This is a genomic window from Burkholderia sp. BCC1996, from assembly GCF_905339955.1.
In the GTDB taxonomy this organism is placed as follows: domain Bacteria; phylum Pseudomonadota; class Gammaproteobacteria; order Burkholderiales; family Burkholderiaceae; genus Burkholderia.
This window is the reverse complement of record NZ_CAJPHM010000029.1, coordinates 1-18,347: the sequence shown is the minus strand read 5'-3', so window position 1 is coordinate 18,347 and position 18,347 is coordinate 1. Positions and strand designations below refer to the sequence as shown.

General features: G+C 64.8%; 18 protein-coding genes and 1 tRNA gene. 4 read left to right on the top strand and 15 right to left on the bottom strand.

Going from position 1 to position 18,347, the window contains the following annotated elements:
- Window positions 1-72 precede the first annotated feature (72 nt).
- From pheT to U4Z64_RS30940, 11 genes are all read right to left on the bottom strand, one after another.
- The gene (pheT, locus tag U4Z64_RS30990) at window positions 73-2,502 is read right to left on the bottom strand and encodes a phenylalanine--tRNA ligase subunit beta (protein WP_321821962.1); all 2,430 of its coding nucleotides are present in this window, start codon (window positions 2,500-2,502) and stop codon (window positions 73-75) included.
- Window positions 2,503-2,599: 97 nt separating this feature from the next.
- The gene (gene pheS, locus U4Z64_RS30985) at window positions 2,600-3,613 is read right to left on the bottom strand and encodes a phenylalanine--tRNA ligase subunit alpha (RefSeq protein ID WP_006753318.1); all 1,014 of its coding nucleotides are present in this window, start codon (window positions 3,611-3,613) and stop codon (window positions 2,600-2,602) included.
- Window positions 3,614-3,762: 149 nt separating this feature from the next.
- Entirely contained in the window at window positions 3,763-4,122 is a 360-nt protein-coding gene (gene rplT / locus U4Z64_RS30980) for a 50S ribosomal protein L20 (protein WP_004192938.1), read from the bottom strand.
- Window positions 4,123-4,152: 30 nt separating this feature from the next.
- Window positions 4,153-4,350, bottom strand: coding sequence for a 50S ribosomal protein L35 (gene rpmI / locus U4Z64_RS30975; RefSeq protein WP_004191477.1), 198 nt, complete (start codon window positions 4,348-4,350; stop codon window positions 4,153-4,155).
- A gap of 190 nt (window positions 4,351-4,540) precedes the next feature.
- A complete protein-coding gene (infC, locus tag U4Z64_RS30970) occupies window positions 4,541-5,065 on the bottom strand; it encodes a translation initiation factor IF-3 (protein ID WP_071734130.1) in 525 nt (174 codons plus the stop codon).
- Between the two features lie 49 nt (window positions 5,066-5,114).
- Window positions 5,115-7,022 carry a threonine--tRNA ligase gene (thrS, locus tag U4Z64_RS30965; protein WP_257774120.1) on the bottom strand — a complete coding sequence of 636 codons (1,908 nt, stop codon included), beginning with the start codon at window positions 7,020-7,022 and terminating at the stop codon, window positions 5,115-5,117.
- A gap of 273 nt (window positions 7,023-7,295) precedes the next feature.
- Window positions 7,296-7,372 (bottom strand) — tRNA-Val (locus U4Z64_RS30960).
- A 96-nt stretch (window positions 7,373-7,468) separates the two neighbouring features.
- Window positions 7,469-9,703, bottom strand: coding sequence for a bifunctional (p)ppGpp synthetase/guanosine-3',5'-bis(diphosphate) 3'-pyrophosphohydrolase (locus tag U4Z64_RS30955; protein ID WP_321821961.1), 2,235 nt, complete (start codon window positions 9,701-9,703; stop codon window positions 7,469-7,471).
- Between the two features lie 39 nt (window positions 9,704-9,742).
- The gene (locus U4Z64_RS30950; RefSeq protein ID WP_006758848.1) at window positions 9,743-10,096 is read right to left on the bottom strand and encodes a RidA family protein; all 354 of its coding nucleotides are present in this window, start codon (window positions 10,094-10,096) and stop codon (window positions 9,743-9,745) included.
- Between the two features lie 81 nt (window positions 10,097-10,177).
- On the bottom strand, window positions 10,178-11,074 hold the full coding sequence (locus U4Z64_RS30945) for an alpha/beta hydrolase (protein ID WP_321821960.1): 897 nt from the start codon (window positions 11,072-11,074) through the stop codon (window positions 10,178-10,180).
- A gap of 132 nt (window positions 11,075-11,206) precedes the next feature.
- The gene (locus U4Z64_RS30940) at window positions 11,207-12,112 is read right to left on the bottom strand and encodes a LysR family transcriptional regulator (RefSeq protein ID WP_321821959.1); all 906 of its coding nucleotides are present in this window, start codon (window positions 12,110-12,112) and stop codon (window positions 11,207-11,209) included.
- Window positions 12,113-12,250: 138 nt separating this feature from the next.
- Here U4Z64_RS30940 and U4Z64_RS30935 point away from each other — a divergent pair, with 138 nt between their 5' ends.
- Genes U4Z64_RS30935 through U4Z64_RS30925 form a run of 3 tightly spaced genes read left to right on the top strand, consistent with a single transcriptional unit; the run spans window position 12,251 to window position 14,590 of the window.
- On the top strand, window positions 12,251-12,805 hold the full coding sequence (locus tag U4Z64_RS30935) for an ester cyclase (protein ID WP_321812190.1): 555 nt from the start codon (window positions 12,251-12,253) through the stop codon (window positions 12,803-12,805).
- Between the two features lie 11 nt (window positions 12,806-12,816).
- On the top strand, window positions 12,817-13,830 hold the full coding sequence (locus U4Z64_RS30930; RefSeq protein WP_321821958.1) for a polysaccharide deacetylase family protein: 1,014 nt from the start codon (window positions 12,817-12,819) through the stop codon (window positions 13,828-13,830).
- Window positions 13,831-13,876: 46 nt separating this feature from the next.
- On the top strand, window positions 13,877-14,590 hold the full coding sequence (locus tag U4Z64_RS30925; protein ID WP_321821957.1) for an SDR family oxidoreductase: 714 nt from the start codon (window positions 13,877-13,879) through the stop codon (window positions 14,588-14,590).
- Between the two features lie 96 nt (window positions 14,591-14,686).
- Here U4Z64_RS30925 and U4Z64_RS30920 read toward each other — a convergent pair whose 3' ends face one another.
- Both U4Z64_RS30920 and U4Z64_RS30915 read right to left on the bottom strand, forming a co-directional pair.
- Complete coding sequence (locus U4Z64_RS30920) at window positions 14,687-15,328, bottom strand: CoA transferase subunit B (protein WP_321821956.1); 642 nt, start codon at window positions 15,326-15,328, stop codon at window positions 14,687-14,689.
- Window position 15,329: 1 nt separating this feature from the next.
- On the bottom strand, window positions 15,330-16,034 hold the full coding sequence (locus tag U4Z64_RS30915; RefSeq protein ID WP_044846055.1) for a CoA transferase subunit A: 705 nt from the start codon (window positions 16,032-16,034) through the stop codon (window positions 15,330-15,332).
- A gap of 223 nt (window positions 16,035-16,257) precedes the next feature.
- Between U4Z64_RS30915 and U4Z64_RS30910 the strand changes: the two genes are divergently transcribed.
- A complete protein-coding gene (locus U4Z64_RS30910) occupies window positions 16,258-16,803 on the top strand; it encodes a LuxR C-terminal-related transcriptional regulator (RefSeq protein WP_044846056.1) in 546 nt (181 codons plus the stop codon).
- 99 nt (window positions 16,804-16,902) lie between these two features.
- Here the strand turns inward: U4Z64_RS30910 and U4Z64_RS30905 are convergent, their stop codons facing one another.
- Both U4Z64_RS30905 and U4Z64_RS30900 read right to left on the bottom strand, forming a co-directional pair.
- Window positions 16,903-17,334, bottom strand: a complete 432-nt coding sequence (locus U4Z64_RS30905; RefSeq protein ID WP_321821955.1) for a thioesterase family protein — start codon at window positions 17,332-17,334, stop codon at window positions 16,903-16,905.
- Between the two features lie 32 nt (window positions 17,335-17,366).
- Window positions 17,367-18,143, bottom strand: a complete 777-nt coding sequence (locus tag U4Z64_RS30900; RefSeq protein WP_044846058.1) for an SDR family oxidoreductase — start codon at window positions 18,141-18,143, stop codon at window positions 17,367-17,369.
- Between the last annotated feature and the right edge of the window lie 204 nt (window positions 18,144-18,347).

The window sequence follows — 18,347 nt, the reverse complement described above, 5'->3', positions numbered from 1 at the left end:
ATCTGCCATACAGCGCGTTAAACCAAAACTTACGATGGGGAAGCGCCACCCGCGAACGGGCGGCCCCTCTCCTTAGCCGCGCAGGCGGGCACCCGCACGAGCCATCCGCTCGACCAGCGTCTGGATCGCCTGATCGACGACCTCGTCCTGTAGCGTGCCAGCCGCATCCTGCAGCGTCACGCGGAAGGCAAGGCTCTTCTCGTGCGCGGCAAGACCACCGGAAGTATTTGATTTTGCACGAAATTCGTCGAAGAGTACAACCTTCTGAACGAATCGGCAGGCGTCTTCGGCCAGCGCCTTCTTCATTTCGTCGAAAAGTGCCTGAACCTCGACCGCCTGATCGACGACAACGGCGATATCGCGCCGTACCGGCGGGAATTTCGACACGTCGGTCGGCGCCGGCAGTGCACGCGCGATCAGCGCATCCGCGTCGATTTCGAACATCACCGGCGCGTGCGGCAGCTCGTACTTCTGCATCAGGCGCGGATGCAGCTCGCCGATCCAGCCGACCGCGCGGCCATCCACTTCGATGCGCGCACTGCGGCCCGGATGAAGGGCCGGATGCTCGGCCTTCACGAAACGCGCGGCGGCCGGCGCGAGCAGCGCCTCGAGATCGCCCTTCACGTCGAAGAAATCAACCGCGCGGGTCGCGACGCCCCACTGCTCGTCGACTGCCGGGCCGTACGCGAGCGCGCCGACACGCTTCGGTTGCGTGTAGCCTTCGACGGTCAGCTCGCCGGCCTTCACCGACGGATCGGCGAGGAACACACGGCCCGTCTCGAACACGCGCACGCGATCCGCGCGACGGTTCAGGTTGTGGCGCAGCACGGAGATCAGGCTGCCGAACAGCGTCGTGCGCATCACCGACAGCTGGCTCGCGATCGGGTTCAGCAGGCGGATCGGAGTGTCGTTGCCGGCGAAGTCGTGCTCCCACTCCGCATCGACGAAGCTGAAGTTGACCGTTTCCGCATAGTCGCGCGCCGCGAGCGCATGACGGATGTCGTGGATCGAACGCCGCGTCTCGTTGGTCGCGCGCATCTCGCTCGTTGCGACCGGCGGACGCGCGGGAATCTTCTCGAAACCGTAAATGCGCGCCACTTCCTCGATCAGGTCTTCCTCGATCTCGATGTCGAAGCGGTGCGACGGCGGCGTGACCAGGAACGCGTCGTCGTCACGCTCGAACGGCAGGCGCAGGCGCGTGAAGATGTTCGCAATCTCGTCGGCATCGATCTTCACGCCGATGATGCGGTTCGCGCGCGATACGCGCATTTTCACCGGCGCGCGCTGCGGCAGGTTCACCGCCTGGTCGTCGACCGGGCCGGCCTTGCCGCCGCAGATTTCGAGAATCAGCTGCGTGATGCGCTCGACGTGTTCGACGGTCGTCGCGTAGTCGACGCCGCGCTCGAACCGATGGGCCGCATCGGTCGAGAAGTTGTACTTGCGCGCGCGGCCACGGATGCTGTCCGGCCACCAGAACGCGGCTTCCAGGTAGATGTTGGTCGTGTCGAGCGTGACGGCCGTGCTGTCGCCGCCCATGATGCCCGCGAGGCTTTCGACCTGACGGTCGTCCGCAATCACGCCGACCGTTTCGTCGAGTTCGACCGTGTTGCCGTTCAGCAGCTTCAGCGACTCGCCGCGCTTGCCCCAGCGCACTTCGATGCCGCCGTGGATCTTGTCCAGATCGAACACGTGCGACGGACGGCCGAGCTCGAACATCACGTAGTTCGAGATGTCGACGAGCGCCGACACGCTGCGCTGGCCCGAACGCTCGAGGCGCTCGACCATCCATTGCGGCGTCTTCGCATGCGCGTTCACGCCGCGGATCACGCGACCCGAGAAGCGGCCGCACAGATCGGGCGCAGCGATGCGCACGGGCAGCGTTTCGTCGAGCTCGACGCGCACCGGACGGATATCGACCGGCGTCAGCGGCGCGCCGGTGATCGCGGCCGTCTCGCGCGCGATGCCGAACACCGACAGGCAATCGGCCTTGTTCGGCGTCAGCTTGATTTCGAAGATCGTGTCGTCGAGATTGAGCGTATCGCGGATGTCCTGGCCGACCGGCGTGTCTTCCGGCAGGATCAGCAGGCCGCTGTGGTCCTCGGACAGCTTCAGCTCGCGCGCCGAGCACAGCATCCCCTGGCTCTCCACGCCGCGCAGCTTCGACAGCTTGATCGCGAACGGCTTGCCGCCCTCTTCTGCCGGCGGCAGTTCCGCGCCGACCAGCGCGACCGGCACCTTGATGCCGGGCGCCACGTTCGGTGCGCCGCACACGATATTTAGCGTCGCGCCGGTGCCGGCGTCGACCTGGCAGACATTGAGCTTGTCCGCATCCGGATGCTTGACGACTTCGAGCACGCGGCCGACGACGATCTTCGATGTCGGCGGCGCAGCCTTGCTCAGCGATTCGACTTCGAGCCCCGCCATCGTCAGCGCGTGCGACAGTTCGTCGGTCGTCAGCTGCGGGTCGACAAAGGTTCTCAACCAGGATTCAGGGAATTGCATGGATGTCTACGTTCGAAACAGGTTAGATCGGCGCCCGGCCCCCCGTCGGAAACGTCCGGCGGGGCATGCGCGGGCACATGTCGGCGCGGCGCGTGCGTTATGCGAACTGGCGCAGGAAACGCAGATCGTTCTCGAAGAACAGCCGGAGATCCTGCACGCCGTAGCGCAGCATCGTCAGGCGCTCGAGGCCGCTGCCGAACGCAAAGCCGATGTAGCGCTCGGGATCGAGGCCCATGTTGCGGATCACGGTCGGATGCACCTGCCCCGAGCCCGAGATCTCGAGCCATTTGCCGGCGTTCTTGCCGTGCTCGAACATCATGTCGATCTCGGCCGACGGTTCCGTGAACGGGAAATACGACGGACGGAAGCGCACGAGGATGTCGTCGCGCTCGAAGAATTTCTTCAGGAAGTCGGTATAGACGCCCTTGAGGTCGGCGAAGCTGATGTTCTCGTCGATCCACAGCCCCTCGACCTGATTGAACATCGGCGAGTGGGTCGCATCGCTGTCGACGCGATACGTGCGGCCCGGCGCGATCACCTTGATCGGCGGGCGGTTCATGCGCGCGTAACGCACCTGCATCGGGCTCGTGTGCGTGCGCAGCAGCAGCTGGCGGCCGTCGGCATCCTTGCCTTCGACGTAGAAGGTGTCCTGCATCGAACGCGCCGGATGGTTTTCCGGGCTGTTCAGCGACGTGAAGTTGTACCAGTCGGTCTCGATTTCGGGACCGTCGGCCACGTCGAAGCCGATCGAGCGGAAAATCTGTTCGACGCGCTCCCACGTGCGCATCACGGGGTGCAGGCTGCCTGCGCCGGCGCCGCGGCCCGGCAGCGTCACGTCGATCGCCTCGGCGGCGAGGCGCTGGTTCAACAGCGCGTCGGCGAGCGCCTGGCGGCGTGCGGTCAGCGCGGCTTCAACCTGCTGCTTCGCGACGTTGATGCGTGCGCCTTCGGTCTTGCGTGCTTCGGGATCGAGCTTGCCGAGGCCCTTGAGCAACTCGGTCAGCGCACCCGACTTGCCGAGAAAGCGTGCTTTCTCGTTTTCGAGCGTGGTGATGTCGGCAGCCTGTTCGAAGGACTGCTGCGCGTCGGCGACAATCTGGTCCAGATCCATAGATCCCATCATTTCCAACGTCATTCGGTCTTGGCGAGCGAAACTGCTCCACCAAACAAAAAAGGGGCTCGGAAGAGCCCCGTTTTCGCTGCAGCGGCCGAGACTACCGGAACGTCGCTGCAACTAACCACGCAGTGCTAATTTCGCAATTAGGCTGCAACGGCGGCTTTCACCTGCTTGACGATCGCAGCAAAAGCAGCCTTGTCGAACACCGCCATGTCGGCCAGGACCTTACGGTCGAGTTCGATCGACGCCTTCTTCAGGCCGTTGATGAACACGCTGTAGGTCATGTCGTGCTGGCGAACTGCCGCGTTGATACGCGTGATCCACAGTGCGCGGAACACACGCTTCTTGTTGCGGCGATCGCGGTACGCGTACTGACCAGCGCGCATCACCGCCTGCTTGGCGATGCGGTAGACGTTATTGCGACGGCCGCGATAACCCTTGGCCAGGTTGATGATCTTCTTGTGGCGGGCCCGTGCGGTTACCCCACGTTTGACTCGAGGCATGTTTCTCTCCTTGGAGTATCAGTTGAGGGGTTACGCGAACGGCAGCATCGCGCGGACGGAGTTCAGATCGGAATCATGAACTGCCGTTGCGCCGCGCAGGTGACGCTTGTTCTTCGTGGTTTTCTTGGTCAGGATGTGACGCTTGAAGGCTTGACCGCGCTTGACGGTACCGCCCGGACGCACCACGAAGCGCTTTGCAGCACTCTTCTTGGTCTTCATCTTAGGCATGACGAACAACTCCAGTTTATTTGATGGCGATGGGTGTGCGGTTGGCTTGCGCCCTTGACCCGCCCTTCGAAACCCAGTCCACTTGTGTACGGCGAACCGCTTGCGCAGCCGCCGTCGTTGTTGGTGCGCCGCCCTGACCGGGCCACGCACCGAACCACTTTCGAACCTGCGCGCGTGGCGCGCGGGCCCGTTACTTCTTTTTCTTCGGCGAGAGCACCATGATCATCTGGCGCCCTTCCATCTTCGGCATCTGCTCGACCTGGCCGACTTCCTCGAGATCCGTGCGCAGACGCTCAAGCATCCGCATGCCGATCTCCTGGTGAGCCATTTCGCGGCCGCGGAAACGCAACGTGATCTTCGTCTTGTCGCCCTCTTCGAGGAAGCGCACGAGGTTGCGAAGCTTGACGTTGTAGTCACCGTCATCGGTACCCGGGCGGAATTTGACTTCCTTCACCTGAATGACCTTTTGCTTCAGCTTCGCTTCGTGCTGCTTCTTCGATTCCTGGTACTTGAACTTGCCGTAATCCATCAGACGGCAAACCGGCGGAACCGCTTGCGGCGCGATTTCCACCAGGTCAACATCCAGTTCTTCCGATTTACGGAAAGCATCAGCGAGTTTTACGATACCGAGCGGTTCGTTCTCGATCCCGACCAGACGCACTTCCGGCGCAGTGATTTCACCGTTGATGCGGTGCGACGACTTATCAGTAGCGATGTTACGTTTCCTCTAAAAATTAAAAAAACGAGCCGCGCTGCCAGGGCGGTTACTTGAACGAGCGCAGGTCTTCCTGCAGACGCTCAACGAAGGCTTCGATCGGCATAACGCCAAGATCGACGCCGCCACGGGCACGCACGGCTACCGTTTGCGCATCACGCTCCTTATCGCCCACGACGAGGAGATAAGGCACCTTTTCCAGCGTGTGCTCGCGTATTTTATAGCTAATCTTCTCGTTGCGCAAATCGGCCGCCACTCTAACCCCTTGTTTTTGCAACGTTTGGGTCAGAGATTGTGCATATTCGGCCTGACTTTCGGCGATATTGAGCACAATTGCCTGGTACGGCGCGAGCCAGACCGGCATCGCACCGGCGTGGTGCTCGATCAAAATGCCGAGGAATCGCTCCATCGAACCGACGATCGCGCGGTGCAGCATCACCGGCCGGCGGCGGCTGTTGTCTTCCGCAACGTACTCGGCGCCGAGGCGCTCCGGCAGCATCATGTCGAGCTGCAGCGTGCCGCACTGCCACGAACGGCCGAGCGCATCCTTGATGTGGTACTCGATCTTCGGGCCATAGAACGCACCCTCGCCCGGCAGCTCTTCCCACGACAGGCCGCAGGCCGTCAGCGCTTCGCGCAGCCCCTGCTCGGCACGGTCCCACGTTTCATCGGAACCCATGCGCTGCTCGGGACGCAGCGACAGCTTGATGTCGATGTGCTCGAAGCCGAAATCGCCGTACACGCTCATCGCGAGCTTGTTGAACGCGATCGACTCGGCAATGATCTGGTCTTCCGTACAGAAGATGTGCGCATCGTCCTGCACGAAGCCGCGCACGCGCATCAGGCCATGCAACGCACCCGACGCCTCGTTGCGATGGCACGAGCCGAATTCCGCGTAGCGCAGCGGCAGGTCGCGGTACGAGCGCAGGCCGTGCTTGAACACCTGGACGTGCCCCGGACAGTTCATCGGCTTGATCGCGTAGTCGCGCTTCTCCGACTCCGTCGTGAACATGTTCTCGCGGTAGTTCTGCCAGTGGCCCGACGCTTCCCACAGCGAGCGGTCCATGATCATCGGCGTCTTGATCTCGAGGTAGCCGGCTTCGTTCACGCGGCGGCGCATGTACTGCTCGACCTGCTGCCACAGCGCCCAGCCCTTCGGATGCCAGAACACCATGCCCGGCGACTCTTCCTGCATGTGGAACAGGTCGAGCTGCTTGCCGAGCTTGCGGTGGTCGCGCTTTTCCGCTTCCTCGAGCATGTGCAGGTATTGATCCTGGTCTTCCTTCTTCGTCCAGGCCGTCCCGTAGATGCGCTGCAGCTGCTCGTTCTTCGAGTCGCCGCGCCAGTACGCACCCGCGACCTTCATCAGCTTGAAGACCTTCAGCTTGCCGGTCGACGGCACGTGCGGGCCACGACAGAGGTCGGTGAAGCCGCCGTGCGAGTACAGCTTGATTTCGTCGCTTTGCGGAATCGATTCAATGATCTCGGCCTTGTACTTCTCGCCGAGGCTGCGGAAATAGCCGGCCGCCTCGTCGCGCGACACGACGCGGCGCGTCACCGGCTCGTCCTTCTTCGCGAGTTCCTGCATGCGCTTTTCGATCTTTTCCAGATCTTCAGGCGTAAACGGGCGGTTGTACGAGAAGTCGTAGTAGAAGCCGTTGTCGATCACCGGACCGATCGTCACCTGCGCATCCGGATACAGATCCTTCACCGCATAGGCGAGCAAGTGCGCGGTCGAGTGACGAATGATGTCGAGACCGTCGGCATCCTTGTCCGTGACGATCGCGAGCGATGCGTCGCGATCGATGACCGTGGACGTATCGACCAGCTCGCCATCGAGCTTGCCACCAAGCGCAGCCTTCGCAAGGCCGGGACCGATCGAGGCCGCAACCTCGGCAACTGTCACCGGATGCTCGTATTGTCGAACTGAGCCGTCAGGCAAGCGTATCGAAACCATAGCAATCTCCGTGATGCCGACAGTGGGCGGCAAACCAAGCACGCGATATCAAAGTCACGCGCGAAAATTTCGCGACAAAAAAAATGCGGCCCCGCTTTCGAGGGGCCGCATTCGATACTTCACTCAAACTGAAAGGGCGAAAACGTTCCTCGACTAGCGTCGCTCCGAAAAGGTTTCGGTCAACGTTCGCGGTGTCATAACCGTATTCGCCTTGTTCGCGTTGAGTTATTTACTGCATCGAACACCCGAAAAAACCGGGCATTCTCAATTCGTTGGTAGGCTCGATTGGACTCGAACCAACGACCCCCACCATGTCAAGGTGGTGCTCTAACCAGCTGAGCTACGAGCCTAGAGAAGCTAAGATTATATGGAGCTAACGCAGACTTGGCAAGCGTTTTTATGCGGCCGCAGCAAAATGATCGGGCTCCAACCCCATTACAGGGACCTCACGCCTTGCGCCCCGCCCGCACGACGCCCGGCACTTCGCCGAGCAGCGTGCACGCCCGCTGCACCTGCGCGGAATTCGAAACCTCGACCGTGAACTGCATGAATGCCGCATTGCGGCGGCTCTGCGTCTTCACGCCCACCACGTTCATCTTCTCGCGCGCGAACACTTCGGAGATATCGCGCAGCAAGCCTTGCCTGTCGCTCGCCTCGACCATCAGGTCGACCGGATAGACGGACACGCCACGGCCGCCCAGCACGTCGGCCGACCAGGTCGTCTGCAGTACGCGCTCCGGCGCCCGCTCGGCCATCCGCCGGAACGTCGGGCAGTCGCTGCGGTGAATCGACATCCCCTTGCCGCGCGTCACGAAACCACTGATCGGGTCGGGCGGCGCCGGACGGCAGCAGCGCGCAAGCTGCGTCAGCAACGCATCGACGCCGACCACCAGCACGCCGGTCGACGCGCCGTGCGCGACGCTCGCCCCACTGCTGCGCTTCTCGAAATCGGCGGGCGCCTCGGGCGCATGGTCGGGCGGCGGCGCATCGGACAGCGCGTGCTCGACGTTGCGCAGGCTGAATTCCTCCTTGCCGACGACCGAGAACAACTCATCGGGCGACTTGAAGCCGAGCTTCGCGGCCAGATTGTCGAGGTTCACCGACGTCTTGCCTTCGCGCTGCAGCGTCTTTTCGACGAGCGCGCGACCATGCGCGATGTTTTCTTCCTGCTCGATCGAGTTGAACCACGCGCGCACCTTCTGTCGCGCGCGCGGGCTCTTCAGGTAGCCGAGCTGCAGGTTCAGCCAGTCGCGCGACGGCCCGCCCTCCTTCACCGCGACGATCTCGACCGTCTGGCCGTTCGCGAGCGACGTGTTCAGCGGCACCATCACGCCGTCGACGCGCGCGCCGCGGCAGCGATGGCCGAGCTCGCTGTGCAGGTGATACGCGAAATCGACCGGCGTCGCGCCCTGCGGCAGCGCGATCACGCGCGCCTGCGGCGTCAGCACGTAGATATGGTCGTCGTCGAGCGACGTCTCGCGCAGCTGCGCCCACGCCTTGTCGCCCGAGACTTCGGTGCCGTCCTCGACGTCGTCCTTCCATGCGAGCAGCTGGCGCAGCCACGCGATCTTCTCGTCGTACTTGTCGCTCGCCGAGAACTGGCCGCCATAGCCGCGCGCGCCCGCTTCCTTGTAGCGCCAGTGCGCGGCGACGCCGTACTCCGCGAAGCGGTGCATTTCCTGCGTGCGGATCTGCACTTCGAATGCGCGGCCGTCGTCGCCGATCACGACCGTATGCAGCGACTTGTAGCCGTTCGGCTTGGGGCGCGAGATGTAGTCGTCGAATTCCTTCGGCACCGGCTGCCACAGGTGATGCACGATGCCGAGCACCGCGTAGCAATCCTTGATGTCCGGCACGATCACGCGAAATGCGCGCACGTCGTACAGCTCGGAGAAGTCGAGCTCCTTGCCGCGCATCTTGCGCCAGATGCTGTAGATGTGCTTCGGCCGACCGCTCACGTCGGCCGGGATGTGCGCTTCCGCCAGTTCGTGCTGCAGCCGCTCGATCGCCTGCGCGACGTACGCCTCGCGTTCGATGCGCTTTTCGTCGAGCAGCTTGGCGATGCGCTTGTAGGTGACCGGATCCTCGAAGCGGAACGCGAGGTCCTCGAGCTCCCACTTCAGTTGCCAGATACCGAGACGGTTCGCGAGCGGCGCATAGATCTCGAGCGTCTCGCGCGCGACGTCGGGCGGCGGGTCGATCTTCGCCGCCGCGTAGTAGCGCAGCGACTGCAGCCGCGACGCCAGCCGGATCAGCACCACGCGGATGTCCTGCGCGAACGCGAGCAGCATCTTGCGCAGCGCCTCGATCTGCGTGCGCCGCTCTTCCGCGGCGTCGCGCCCGGCGTCGGGCATCGCGTTCTGCGCGGCGCGCAGGCTCACGGTGCCGAGCCGCAGCAGCTTGCGCACGTCGGATACGAGCCGCGCAACCTCTTCGCCGAAGCGTTCGGTCAACTCCCGCTCCGGGTCGTTCAGGTGCGGCGTCAGCACGAACAGCGCAGCCGCCTGCATCGCGTGCGGGTCGACGTTCAGCGTGCGCATGATCGACGCCGTGCCCGCCGAATGATCGGCGAGCAATTCGCCCGTCGACAGGCGCGCGTCGCCGGCCCGCTCGCGCACGAACGCGAGCACGTCGTCGAACGACGGCGCCGCGACGGAAGAAGCGGAAACGGACTCGGTCATTGCACGGCCTGGCGTATTGCGGTCATCGTGATGCTTCGCTCAGCTCCGCTGCGCGGCGACGACGACGATCTCGACGAGCAGCGCCGGATCCGCGAGCTTCGCCTCGACGGTCGCGCGCGGCGGCGTATTGCCGGGCGCGACCCACGCGTCCCACTCCGCATTCATGCCTTCGAAGTTCGCGAGATCCGAAATGTAGATCTGCACCGACAGCAGATGCGCCTTGTCGCTGTTCGCTTCGGCGAGCAGGCGGTCGATGTGGCCGAGCACTTCGCGCGTCTGGCCCTTGATGTCCTGGGTGGTGTCTTCGGCAATCTGGCCGGCCAGATACACGGTACCGTTGTGGATCGCGGTTTCGGAGAGACGGGCCCCGACGTGGTGACGAATGACTGCCATGGAATGTTCCGGTCGTGTGAGTGGGTGAAGTATCGGCGACGACACGGCCCGCGTGCCGCCGAACCGCATATTATGACGCGTTTATGCGCCGCCTTCGACGAAAAACCGGCGGGCGAGCGCAATCTGATCGGCGCTGATGAACGCCGGCGCATGGCCCGCGTCCTGGATCTCGGCTTGCGTCACGTGCCGGCCGCGCCGCACCATCTCGGCCGCCGTATCGCGCGACAGCAGGTCGGAATGCTCGCCGCGCACGACCAGCAGCGACGCGTCGGTGGTCTCGATCGCTCGCCACAGCGCGGCCTCGCCGAGCGCGGCCAGTTCGGGCGTCGTCGCCTTGAACGGCTCCGCGATGCGCGGATCGTAGCGCATCGTCCAGGCGCCGTCGGGCAGCTCGCGCAGCAACGGCCCGTTGATCTCGCGCCACTCGTCGCCGCTCAACGCGCCGAACGGCAGCGACAGCGACGTCAGATAGTCGATGCCCTCCTGCTCCGTCGCGAAGCGCGGCTGCACGCCGAGGTATTCGCCGATGCGCGTCAGCGAATCGGGCTCGATGCGCGGGCCGACGTCGTTGACGATCATCCGGCGCAGCGGCGAACCGGGCAGCCCCGCGAGCGCCATGCCGATCAGCCCGCCCATCGACGTGCCGAACCAGTCGACCGACTCGACATCGAGCCGCGCGATCAGCGTCACCATGTCGGCCACATATTGCGGAATCGCATAAAGCCGCGGATCGGCGAGCCAGTCGGAGCGCCCGCGCCCGACGACGTCGGGGCAGACGACGCGATACGTATGGGACAGTGCGGCGGCGAGCCGGTCGAAGTCGCGCCCCGAACGGGTCAGGCCGTGCACGCAGACCAGCACGCGCGGATTGGCGGGATCGCCCCATTCGGTATAGGCGACGTGGTGAAGGCCTGCGGCGCTCGCACACTGCACGCGTCGCTGACGGGGAACCGGAGGATTCGCTGAGGGTGTTGGCATCGTTGGCATCCTGTCGAACGTGGACGGTGCGGCGGGCAACGCTTGCACCGCCCGATGCAAACGATTGTAAACCGCTTCTTAACGGCGGGGCGTCACGCGCCTGCGGTCATCCGGCGCATCGTTCGCACCGGCTCACGCGCCGCGGCGCCACGAGGCGCGCAACTGCTCGCGCAGGAAGTCGATGAATGCCCGTACGCGCAACGGCACGTGACGCCCGCCGGGATAGACCGCATGAAGCGGTGCCGCGGGTGCGGCGAATGCCGGCAGCACGCGGACGAGCCGGCCCGCGTCGAGGTCGGCACCGACGTCCCAGATCGACTTCAGCGCGATGCCCGCGCCCTCCAGCGCCAATGTACGAGCCGCACCGCCGTCGTTCGTCAGCAGCGCGGCCGTCACCTCGACCGCAACCGCGCCCTGTACGCCGTCGAACCGCCACTCCGCACGCGGCTGGTCGCCCATCACGATGCATCGGTGCATGCGAAGCTCGGCGGGATGGGCCGGCAGCCCGTGCACGGCGAGATAGCTCGACGACGTGCACAGCACGCGATGATTCGGCGCCAGCTCGCGCGCGATCATCGTCGAATCGGCGAGGCTGCCGATCCGCACGGCAACGTCGATGTCCTGCGCGAGCAGATCCACGATCGCGTCGGTCAGCATCAGGTGCACGGTCAACTCCGGATGTTGCCGTTGAAACGCGGCGACGAGCGGCGCGATCCGCAGCCGGCCGAGTTCGCCGGGCGCCGTCAGGCGCAGCACGCCGCTGACCGTGCCGCGACGATCGCTCATCAGCGTTTCGGCGCGATCGACCTCGGCCAGGATGCGCAGCACCTGCGCATGGAACTGCGCACCGTCGTCGGTCAGCGTCTGCTGTCGCGTCGTCCGGTGCAGCAGACGCACGCCGAGCTGCGACTCGAGATGCGCGAGCCGCTTGCTGACGACGGACAGCGACAAGTCCAGCTCGCGCGCCGCCGCGGACAGGCTGCCGGCCGACACGATTCTCGCGAAGGTATCGAGCGCCGGGAGATCGTCGATCAGCATCGCGGCACCCGCTTCGCCTCGACCTTTCCTTTTTTCGAATAATCCATTCGCTTTTAGACCGTATTTGGGTTCAGAACGGAAACCTACCATACCTGTTCCGCGTCGTCCCGCGACGCCATTCACAGGACATCCGAAACCATGTCGATCCTTCCTTCGATCGCGCGCCCGCTCACCCGCGTCATCGCCGCGGCGGCCTGCGTCGCCGCGCTGTCGCCTGTCGCGGCCCGCGCCGCCGACCTTCTCGACCCACACGGCCTGACCGTCGCGACCGACGTGCCGGCTACGCAGGCGCGCGCACAGATCCTCGCCGCGCGCCGCTACGGCACGTTCTGGGATACCGGTGATGCGACCCTCGCCCGCGCCGCACTCGCGGCCGATTTCGTCGACCGGACGTTGCCGGCCGGCCGTGAACAAGGCGTAGCGGGGCCACTGGCGGCGTCCAGGACGATGCGCACAGCCATCCCGGACCTGCATTGCGACATCGAACAGATGATCGTGGCGGGCGACCGTGTCGTCGTGCACCTGCACTTTCGCGGCCATTTCACCGGCACGTTCAACGGAACGACCGGAAGCGGACAGGCGATCGACTTCATCGCGACCGACATCTACCGCATCGACCAAGGCCGGATAGCGGAAAACTGGCACATCGAGGACAACCTGACGCTGATGCGTCAGCTCGGGCTCGTCGGCTGACGGAGGGGACGATGACTGACAGCGACTACGATTCTTCGGCGATGCGTCCGGCGCGCCGCAAGTTTCTTGCACACGCAGGCGCCGGGGCGGCCGCCGGCATTGCGATGGCCGCGGGCGCCTCCCGGTCGGCAACTGCCGCGCCGATATCGGATGCTGCCGGGACGAACGCCAGCGGGTTCTGGCCGGACAACACGCGGCTCGTCATCTCGATCTCGATGCAGTTCGAGGCCGGCGGACAACCGTCCAAGGGCGCGGACAGCCCGTTCCCGCCCATCGAATTTCCACCGTCGGTCCCGGTCGACCTCGCGTCGGCCACGTGGTTCGCATATGGCTACCGTGAAGGGATCCCGCGTCTTCTCGACCTGTGGGACCGGCATGGCGTGAAGGTCACGTCGCACATGATCGGGGAAGCCGTGCGCCGGCATCCCGAACTGGCACGCGAGATCGTGTCGCGCGGCCACGAAGCGGCCGCGCACGGCCCGACCTGGCGGTCGCAATTCGCGATGAGCCGCGACGACGAGCGCCGCTTCCTCACCGAAGCCCGCGACATGGTCGAAGCGGCGACGGGACGGCGCCCGGTCGGCTACAACTGCAACTGGCTGCGGCGCGGACCGCACACGCTGCCGCTGCTGCAGGAACTCGGCTACGTGTATCACATCGACGACGTCAGCCGCGACGAGCCCTTCATCGAAACCGTCGACGGCCGCGATTTCGTGGTCGTTCCATACACGTTGCGCAACAACGACATCCTGCTGATCGAAGGCCGCAATTACTCGCCGACGATGTTTCTCGAGCAGATCAAGCTCGATTTCGACCAGTTGTACGCGGAAGCCGGCCAGCGGCGGCGATTGATGTCGATCAGCGCGCACGACCGGATCAGCGGCACGCCGCAGATGGTCCGCGCCTGGGACGCATTCCTGCACTACGCTCGATCGCATCCGGGCGTTGCCTTCATGCGCAAGGACGACATCGCCCGCTTTGCGCTGCGCAGCCCGTCGACGTTGCGCGAAGCCGAAACGATCTGACCGGATTGCGCTCGCCTGCTCACCCCCTCACCTCGGAAGGACCACCATGAACGACTCACTCCACGGAAAGAAGGTACTCGTCGTCGGCGGCAGCTCCGGCATCGGTGCCGCCGCCGCGACCGCATTCGCACGACTCGGCGCTGTCGTGACGATCGCATCGCGCAACCCGGACAGGGTCGGTGCAGATGCCGCGCCGGGCGCGCAAGTACGCACCGAAGCGCTCGACATCACGGATACGGCGGCCGTCGATGCGTTCTGCGCGCGTGCCGGCCAGTTCGACCACGTCGTGATTTCGGCCGCGAAGACACCGACGGGCCCAATCCGCGCGCTGCCGCTTGCCGACGCGCAGGCCGCGATGGACAGCAAGTTCTGGGGCGCATACCGCGTCGCACGCTCGATCGATATCGCACCCGGCGGTTCGCTGACGTTCGTGTCGGGCTACCTAAGCGTGCGACCGAACGCGTCGTCGGTACTGCAGGGGGCCATCAACGCGGCACTCGAGGCGCTCGCCCGCGGCCTTGCGCTCGAGCTGTCGCCCGTGCGGGTGAATACCGTATCACCGGGCCTGATCGCGACGCCGCTGTGGGACAAGCTCGCCCCCGATGCGCGCGACGCGATGTACGCGGGCGCCGCGCAGCGCCTCCCGGCACGCCGCGTGGGCCAGCCGGAGGACGTCGCGAATGCGATCGTGTATCTGGCGGCAACGCCTTATGCAACCGGCTCGACGGTGCTGATCGACGGCGGCGGCGCGATCGCGTGATCAGCGCGATTCGGGAGACGTATGCGGTCATGACAAAACGCCCCGCGTTCCACCGGGGAACGCGGGGCGTCGAGCGTCGAAACGAAAGGCCGGCGCTTACGCGACCGCGCTCACGTCGAGCGGCGCGCCCGTCTTCGCCTGGATCTCTTCCGCGCTTACGCCGTCGGCGAGTTCGAGCACCTTCAGGCCGGCCGGCGTCACTTCGATCACGCCGAGATCGGTGATGATCAGGTCGACCACGCCGACACCCGTCAGCGGCAGGTTGCATTCGTCGAGGATCTTGTGCTGGTCGCCCTTCGCGACATGCTCCATCAGCACGACGACGCGCTTCACGCCCGCGACGAGGTCCATCGCGCCGCCCATCCCCTTGATCATCTTGCCCGGGATCATCCAGTTCGCGAGGTCGCCATTCTTGCTGACCTGCATCGCGCCGAGGATCGCGAGGTTGATGTGGCCGCCGCGAATCATCGCGAACGAATCGGCCGACGAGAAGATCGACGAGCCCGGCAGCGTCGTGACGGTCTGCTTGCCGGCGTTGATCAGGTCGGCGTCGACCTCGTCCTCGGTCGGCGACGGGCCGATGCCGAGCAGCCCGTTCTCCGACTGCAGCCACACTTCGACGCCTTCCGGCACGTGGTTCGCGACGAGCGTCGGCAGGCCGATGCCGAGGTTCACATAGAAGCCGTCCTGCAGTTCCTTCGCCGCGCGCGCGGCCATCTGGTCACGATTCCAGGCCATGTCAGTCTCCTTTCGCGCGTACGACGCGTTGTTCGATGCGTTTTTCGGGCGTCGCGTTCAGCACGATGCGCTGCACGAAGATCCCCGGCGTGTGGACATGGTCCGGATCGAGTTCGCCGTTCTCGACGATCTCCTCGACTTCCGCCACGGTGATCTTGCCCGCCATCGCGCACATCGGGTTGAAGTTGCGCGCGGTGCGGCGATAGATCAGGTTGCCGGACTTGTCGGCCTTCCATGCCTTCACCAGCGCGACGTCGGCCGTCAGCGACGGCTCGAGCACGTAGTGGCGATCGCCGAACTGGCGCGTTTCCTTGCCTTCCGCGATCACGGTGCCGTAGCCGGTGTTCGTGAAAAAGGCGGGGATGCCGGCGCCGCCCGCGCGCAGCTTCTCGGCGAGCGTGCCCTGCGGCGTGAATTCGAGCTCGAGTTCGCCGGCCAGGTACTGGCGCTCGAACTCCTTGTTCTCGCCGACGTACGACGAGATCATCTTCCGGATCTGGCGCGTTTCCAGCAACAGGCCGAGACCGAAGCCGTCGACGCCTGCGTTGTTGCTGATGCAGGTGATGCCCTTGACGCCGGAATCGCGCAGCGCCGCGATCAGCGCCTCGGGAATCCCGCACAGGCCGAAGCCGCCCACCGCGAAGGTCTGTCCGTCGCGGACGATCCCTTCCAGCGCGGCGGCCGCGCTTGGATAGACTTTGTTCATCTGTATGTCCCTTCCTCTATGGAAACCAGCAAAACCGGTTCACGCGCCCACTGGGCCGCAAGCCCGCCGCATCATTCTATGCATGCACGGCGATACCTGCGTCGAGGCGCGCTGTTTTTATATCGCGGCACACCGCCGCGAGATGCCTGAAAGGGTACGATGTGACGCCGATACGGCACAATACGCAAAAATACATAAGCATTTGCCTCCGCTTGCCCGCGCCATGCCCGCTCTCGATTACCAGACTGCCTTTCACCTCGCGCCGCTCGGCCTCGTGATGTCGCGCGACCGCGTGATCGAGGACTGCAACGACGCGCTCGCGGCGATCTTCCGCTGCGCGCGGGCCGATCTGATCGGCAAGTCGTACGAGGTGCTGTATCCGTCGCCGGACGAATTCCAGCGCATCGGCGAGCGCATCTCGCGCGTGATGATCGCGAACGGCACCTACGCCGATGACAGAATCATGAAACGGGCCGACGGCGAGCTGTTCTGGTGCCACGTGACGGGCCGCGCGCTCGACCGCACCGCGCCGCTCGCGGCGGGCGTCTGGACCTTCGAGGACCTGAGCGCGACGCGCCGGGTCGCCGTCGAGCTGACGCCGCGCGAACGCGAGATCGCCGCGCAGCTCGCGACCGGCAAGACCAGCAAGCAGATCGGGCGCGTGCTCGACATCAGTTCGCGCACGGTCGACATCTATCGGGCGCGGCTGATGCGCAAGTACGGCACGAACAATACGCCGGAGCTGCTGCAGCGCCTGCTCGGCCAGTAAAACGCGCGCCGGAATGGCAATCGGCCGCGTGAAGCGGCCGATTCGGGAGATCATCGGGAAATGGCGACACACCGGGCGCCGGCTTCGGCGCCGCCGCGCTCAGCCGACCTGCGCCGCGAGCGCGCGCTCGATCGTATCGCGCAGCAGTTGCGGCAGCGGCACCGACTTGCCGAGCCCGTAGTCGACCCACACGCAGCGCGCGTTGCCGCGCGCATAGACGTGCTGCGGATCGTCCGCGCGCGTCAGCTCGAAACCGGTGTCGAAGCTGCTGCGGCCCGGCTTCGCGGCCGACATCTTCGCGATCACGTCGCCCGGATAGTGCAGTTGCTTCAGGAACTCCATCGACGCCGTGACGATCACGGGCCCCTGCCCCTCGCCGTTGCCGCCCGCGATGCCGAGTTCCTCGAACCACGAGATCCGCGCCTGTTCCATGTAGCGGAAATAGACCGTGTTGTTCACGTGGCCGAACGCATCCATGTCGCCCCAGCGGATCGGCATCGACATTTCAAATACGGGGGAATATTCGCTCATTGCAGTCTTCTTTGTTGCTGAATGTCATCCACTCAGGCGAGGCCGAAGCCATCGTCGGCGGAGATAATCGAGCCATTGATGAACTGCGACTCGTCGGCCGCGAGCAGCAACAACAGCCCGTCGAGATCCTGAGGCTTGCCGACGCGCCGGCGCGGCAGCATCGACTGCAGCTTCTGGCCCTGCTCGGTTTCCCACAGGTAATGATTGATTTCGGTATCGATATAGCCCGGGCAGATCGCGTTGACGTTGATACCGTGGCGGCCCCATTCGAGCGCCATCGCGCGCGTCATCTGCACGACCGCCGACTTGCTCATCGCATACAGGCCGATCTGCGGAAACACGCGCAGCCCCGCCACCGACGCGATGTTGATGATCCGGTAAGGCGGTTTGCCGTTGCCGTTCGCGCGCATGATCATCCGCTTCGCGACTTCCTGCGCGACGAAAAACGCGCCGCGCGTATTGGTGTCGAACACGAACTCGAAATCGGACGGCGTGACGTCGACGAGCTTCTGCATCGTCGAGACGCCCGAATTGTTCACGAGGATGTCGATCGTGCCGGCTTCCGTCTCCGCGTGCGCGATGGCCGCCTTGATGCTCTGCACGTCGGTGACGTCGAGCGACACCACGTGCGCGGCACCGCCCGCCGCCTCGATCTCCGCGCGCAGTTCCTTCAGGCGCTCGACGCGGCGGCTCGCGAGCACGACCTTCGCGCCGGCCTGCGACAGCACCTGCGCAAAGCGTTGCCCGAGGCCGCTCGATGCGCCCGTGACCAACGCGACCTTGCCTTCCAGATTGATCGATCGACCCATTGCACATCCCCTTTCGATGTCGTTTCGCCGCCGCGGGCGCCCTGTCCCACGCAGCATAACCCTAGCACATAAAATAGAACGATCGTGCTAATGTATCCGCATGCTGTTGCGGCAAGCGTTTCGTTTCGCAGACAATACGCTCCCGAATAAAAGCATTCTAACGGTTAGAGGAACGCCAATGACCCCCGCAAGCCTCATCGAGCA

Excerpts from the sequence above, each read along its gene's own strand:
- U4Z64_RS30950 (WP_006758848.1), bottom strand. The coding sequence starts at position 10,096 with ATGGCAGTCATTCGTCACCACGTCGGGGCCCGTCTCTCCGAAACCGCG.
- thrS (WP_257774120.1), bottom strand. The coding sequence starts at position 7,022 with ATGGTTTCGATACGCTTGCCTGACGGCTCAGTTCGACAATACGAGCAT.
- U4Z64_RS30920 (WP_321821956.1), bottom strand. The coding sequence starts at position 15,328 with ATGGCCTGGAATCGTGACCAGATGGCCGCGCGCGCGGCGAAGGAACTG.
- pheT (WP_321821962.1), bottom strand. The coding sequence starts at position 2,502 with ATGCAATTCCCTGAATCCTGGTTGAGAACCTTTGTCGACCCGCAGCTG.
- U4Z64_RS30900 (WP_044846058.1), bottom strand. The coding sequence starts at position 18,143 with ATGGGTCGATCGATCAATCTGGAAGGCAAGGTCGCGTTGGTCACGGGC.
- U4Z64_RS30915 (WP_044846055.1), bottom strand. The coding sequence starts at position 16,034 with ATGAACAAAGTCTATCCAAGCGCGGCCGCCGCGCTGGAAGGGATCGTC.
- U4Z64_RS30930 (WP_321821958.1), top strand. The coding sequence starts at position 12,817 with ATGACTGACAGCGACTACGATTCTTCGGCGATGCGTCCGGCGCGCCGC.
- U4Z64_RS30955 (WP_321821961.1), bottom strand. The coding sequence starts at position 9,703 with ATGACCGAGTCCGTTTCCGCTTCTTCCGTCGCGGCGCCGTCGTTCGAC.
- pheS (WP_006753318.1), bottom strand. The coding sequence starts at position 3,613 with ATGGATCTGGACCAGATTGTCGCCGACGCGCAGCAGTCCTTCGAACAG.
- rplT (WP_004192938.1), bottom strand. The coding sequence starts at position 4,122 with ATGCCTCGAGTCAAACGTGGGGTAACCGCACGGGCCCGCCACAAGAAG.
- rpmI (WP_004191477.1), bottom strand. The coding sequence starts at position 4,350 with ATGCCTAAGATGAAGACCAAGAAGAGTGCTGCAAAGCGCTTCGTGGTG.
- U4Z64_RS30910 (WP_044846056.1), top strand. The coding sequence starts at position 16,258 with ATGCCCGCTCTCGATTACCAGACTGCCTTTCACCTCGCGCCGCTCGGC.
- U4Z64_RS30935 (WP_321812190.1), top strand. The coding sequence starts at position 12,251 with ATGTCGATCCTTCCTTCGATCGCGCGCCCGCTCACCCGCGTCATCGCC.
- U4Z64_RS30945 (WP_321821960.1), bottom strand. The coding sequence starts at position 11,074 with ATGCCAACACCCTCAGCGAATCCTCCGGTTCCCCGTCAGCGACGCGTG.
- U4Z64_RS30925 (WP_321821957.1), top strand. The coding sequence starts at position 13,877 with ATGAACGACTCACTCCACGGAAAGAAGGTACTCGTCGTCGGCGGCAGC.
- U4Z64_RS30940 (WP_321821959.1), bottom strand. The coding sequence starts at position 12,112 with ATGCTGATCGACGATCTCCCGGCGCTCGATACCTTCGCGAGAATCGTG.
- U4Z64_RS30905 (WP_321821955.1), bottom strand. The coding sequence starts at position 17,334 with ATGAGCGAATATTCCCCCGTATTTGAAATGTCGATGCCGATCCGCTGG.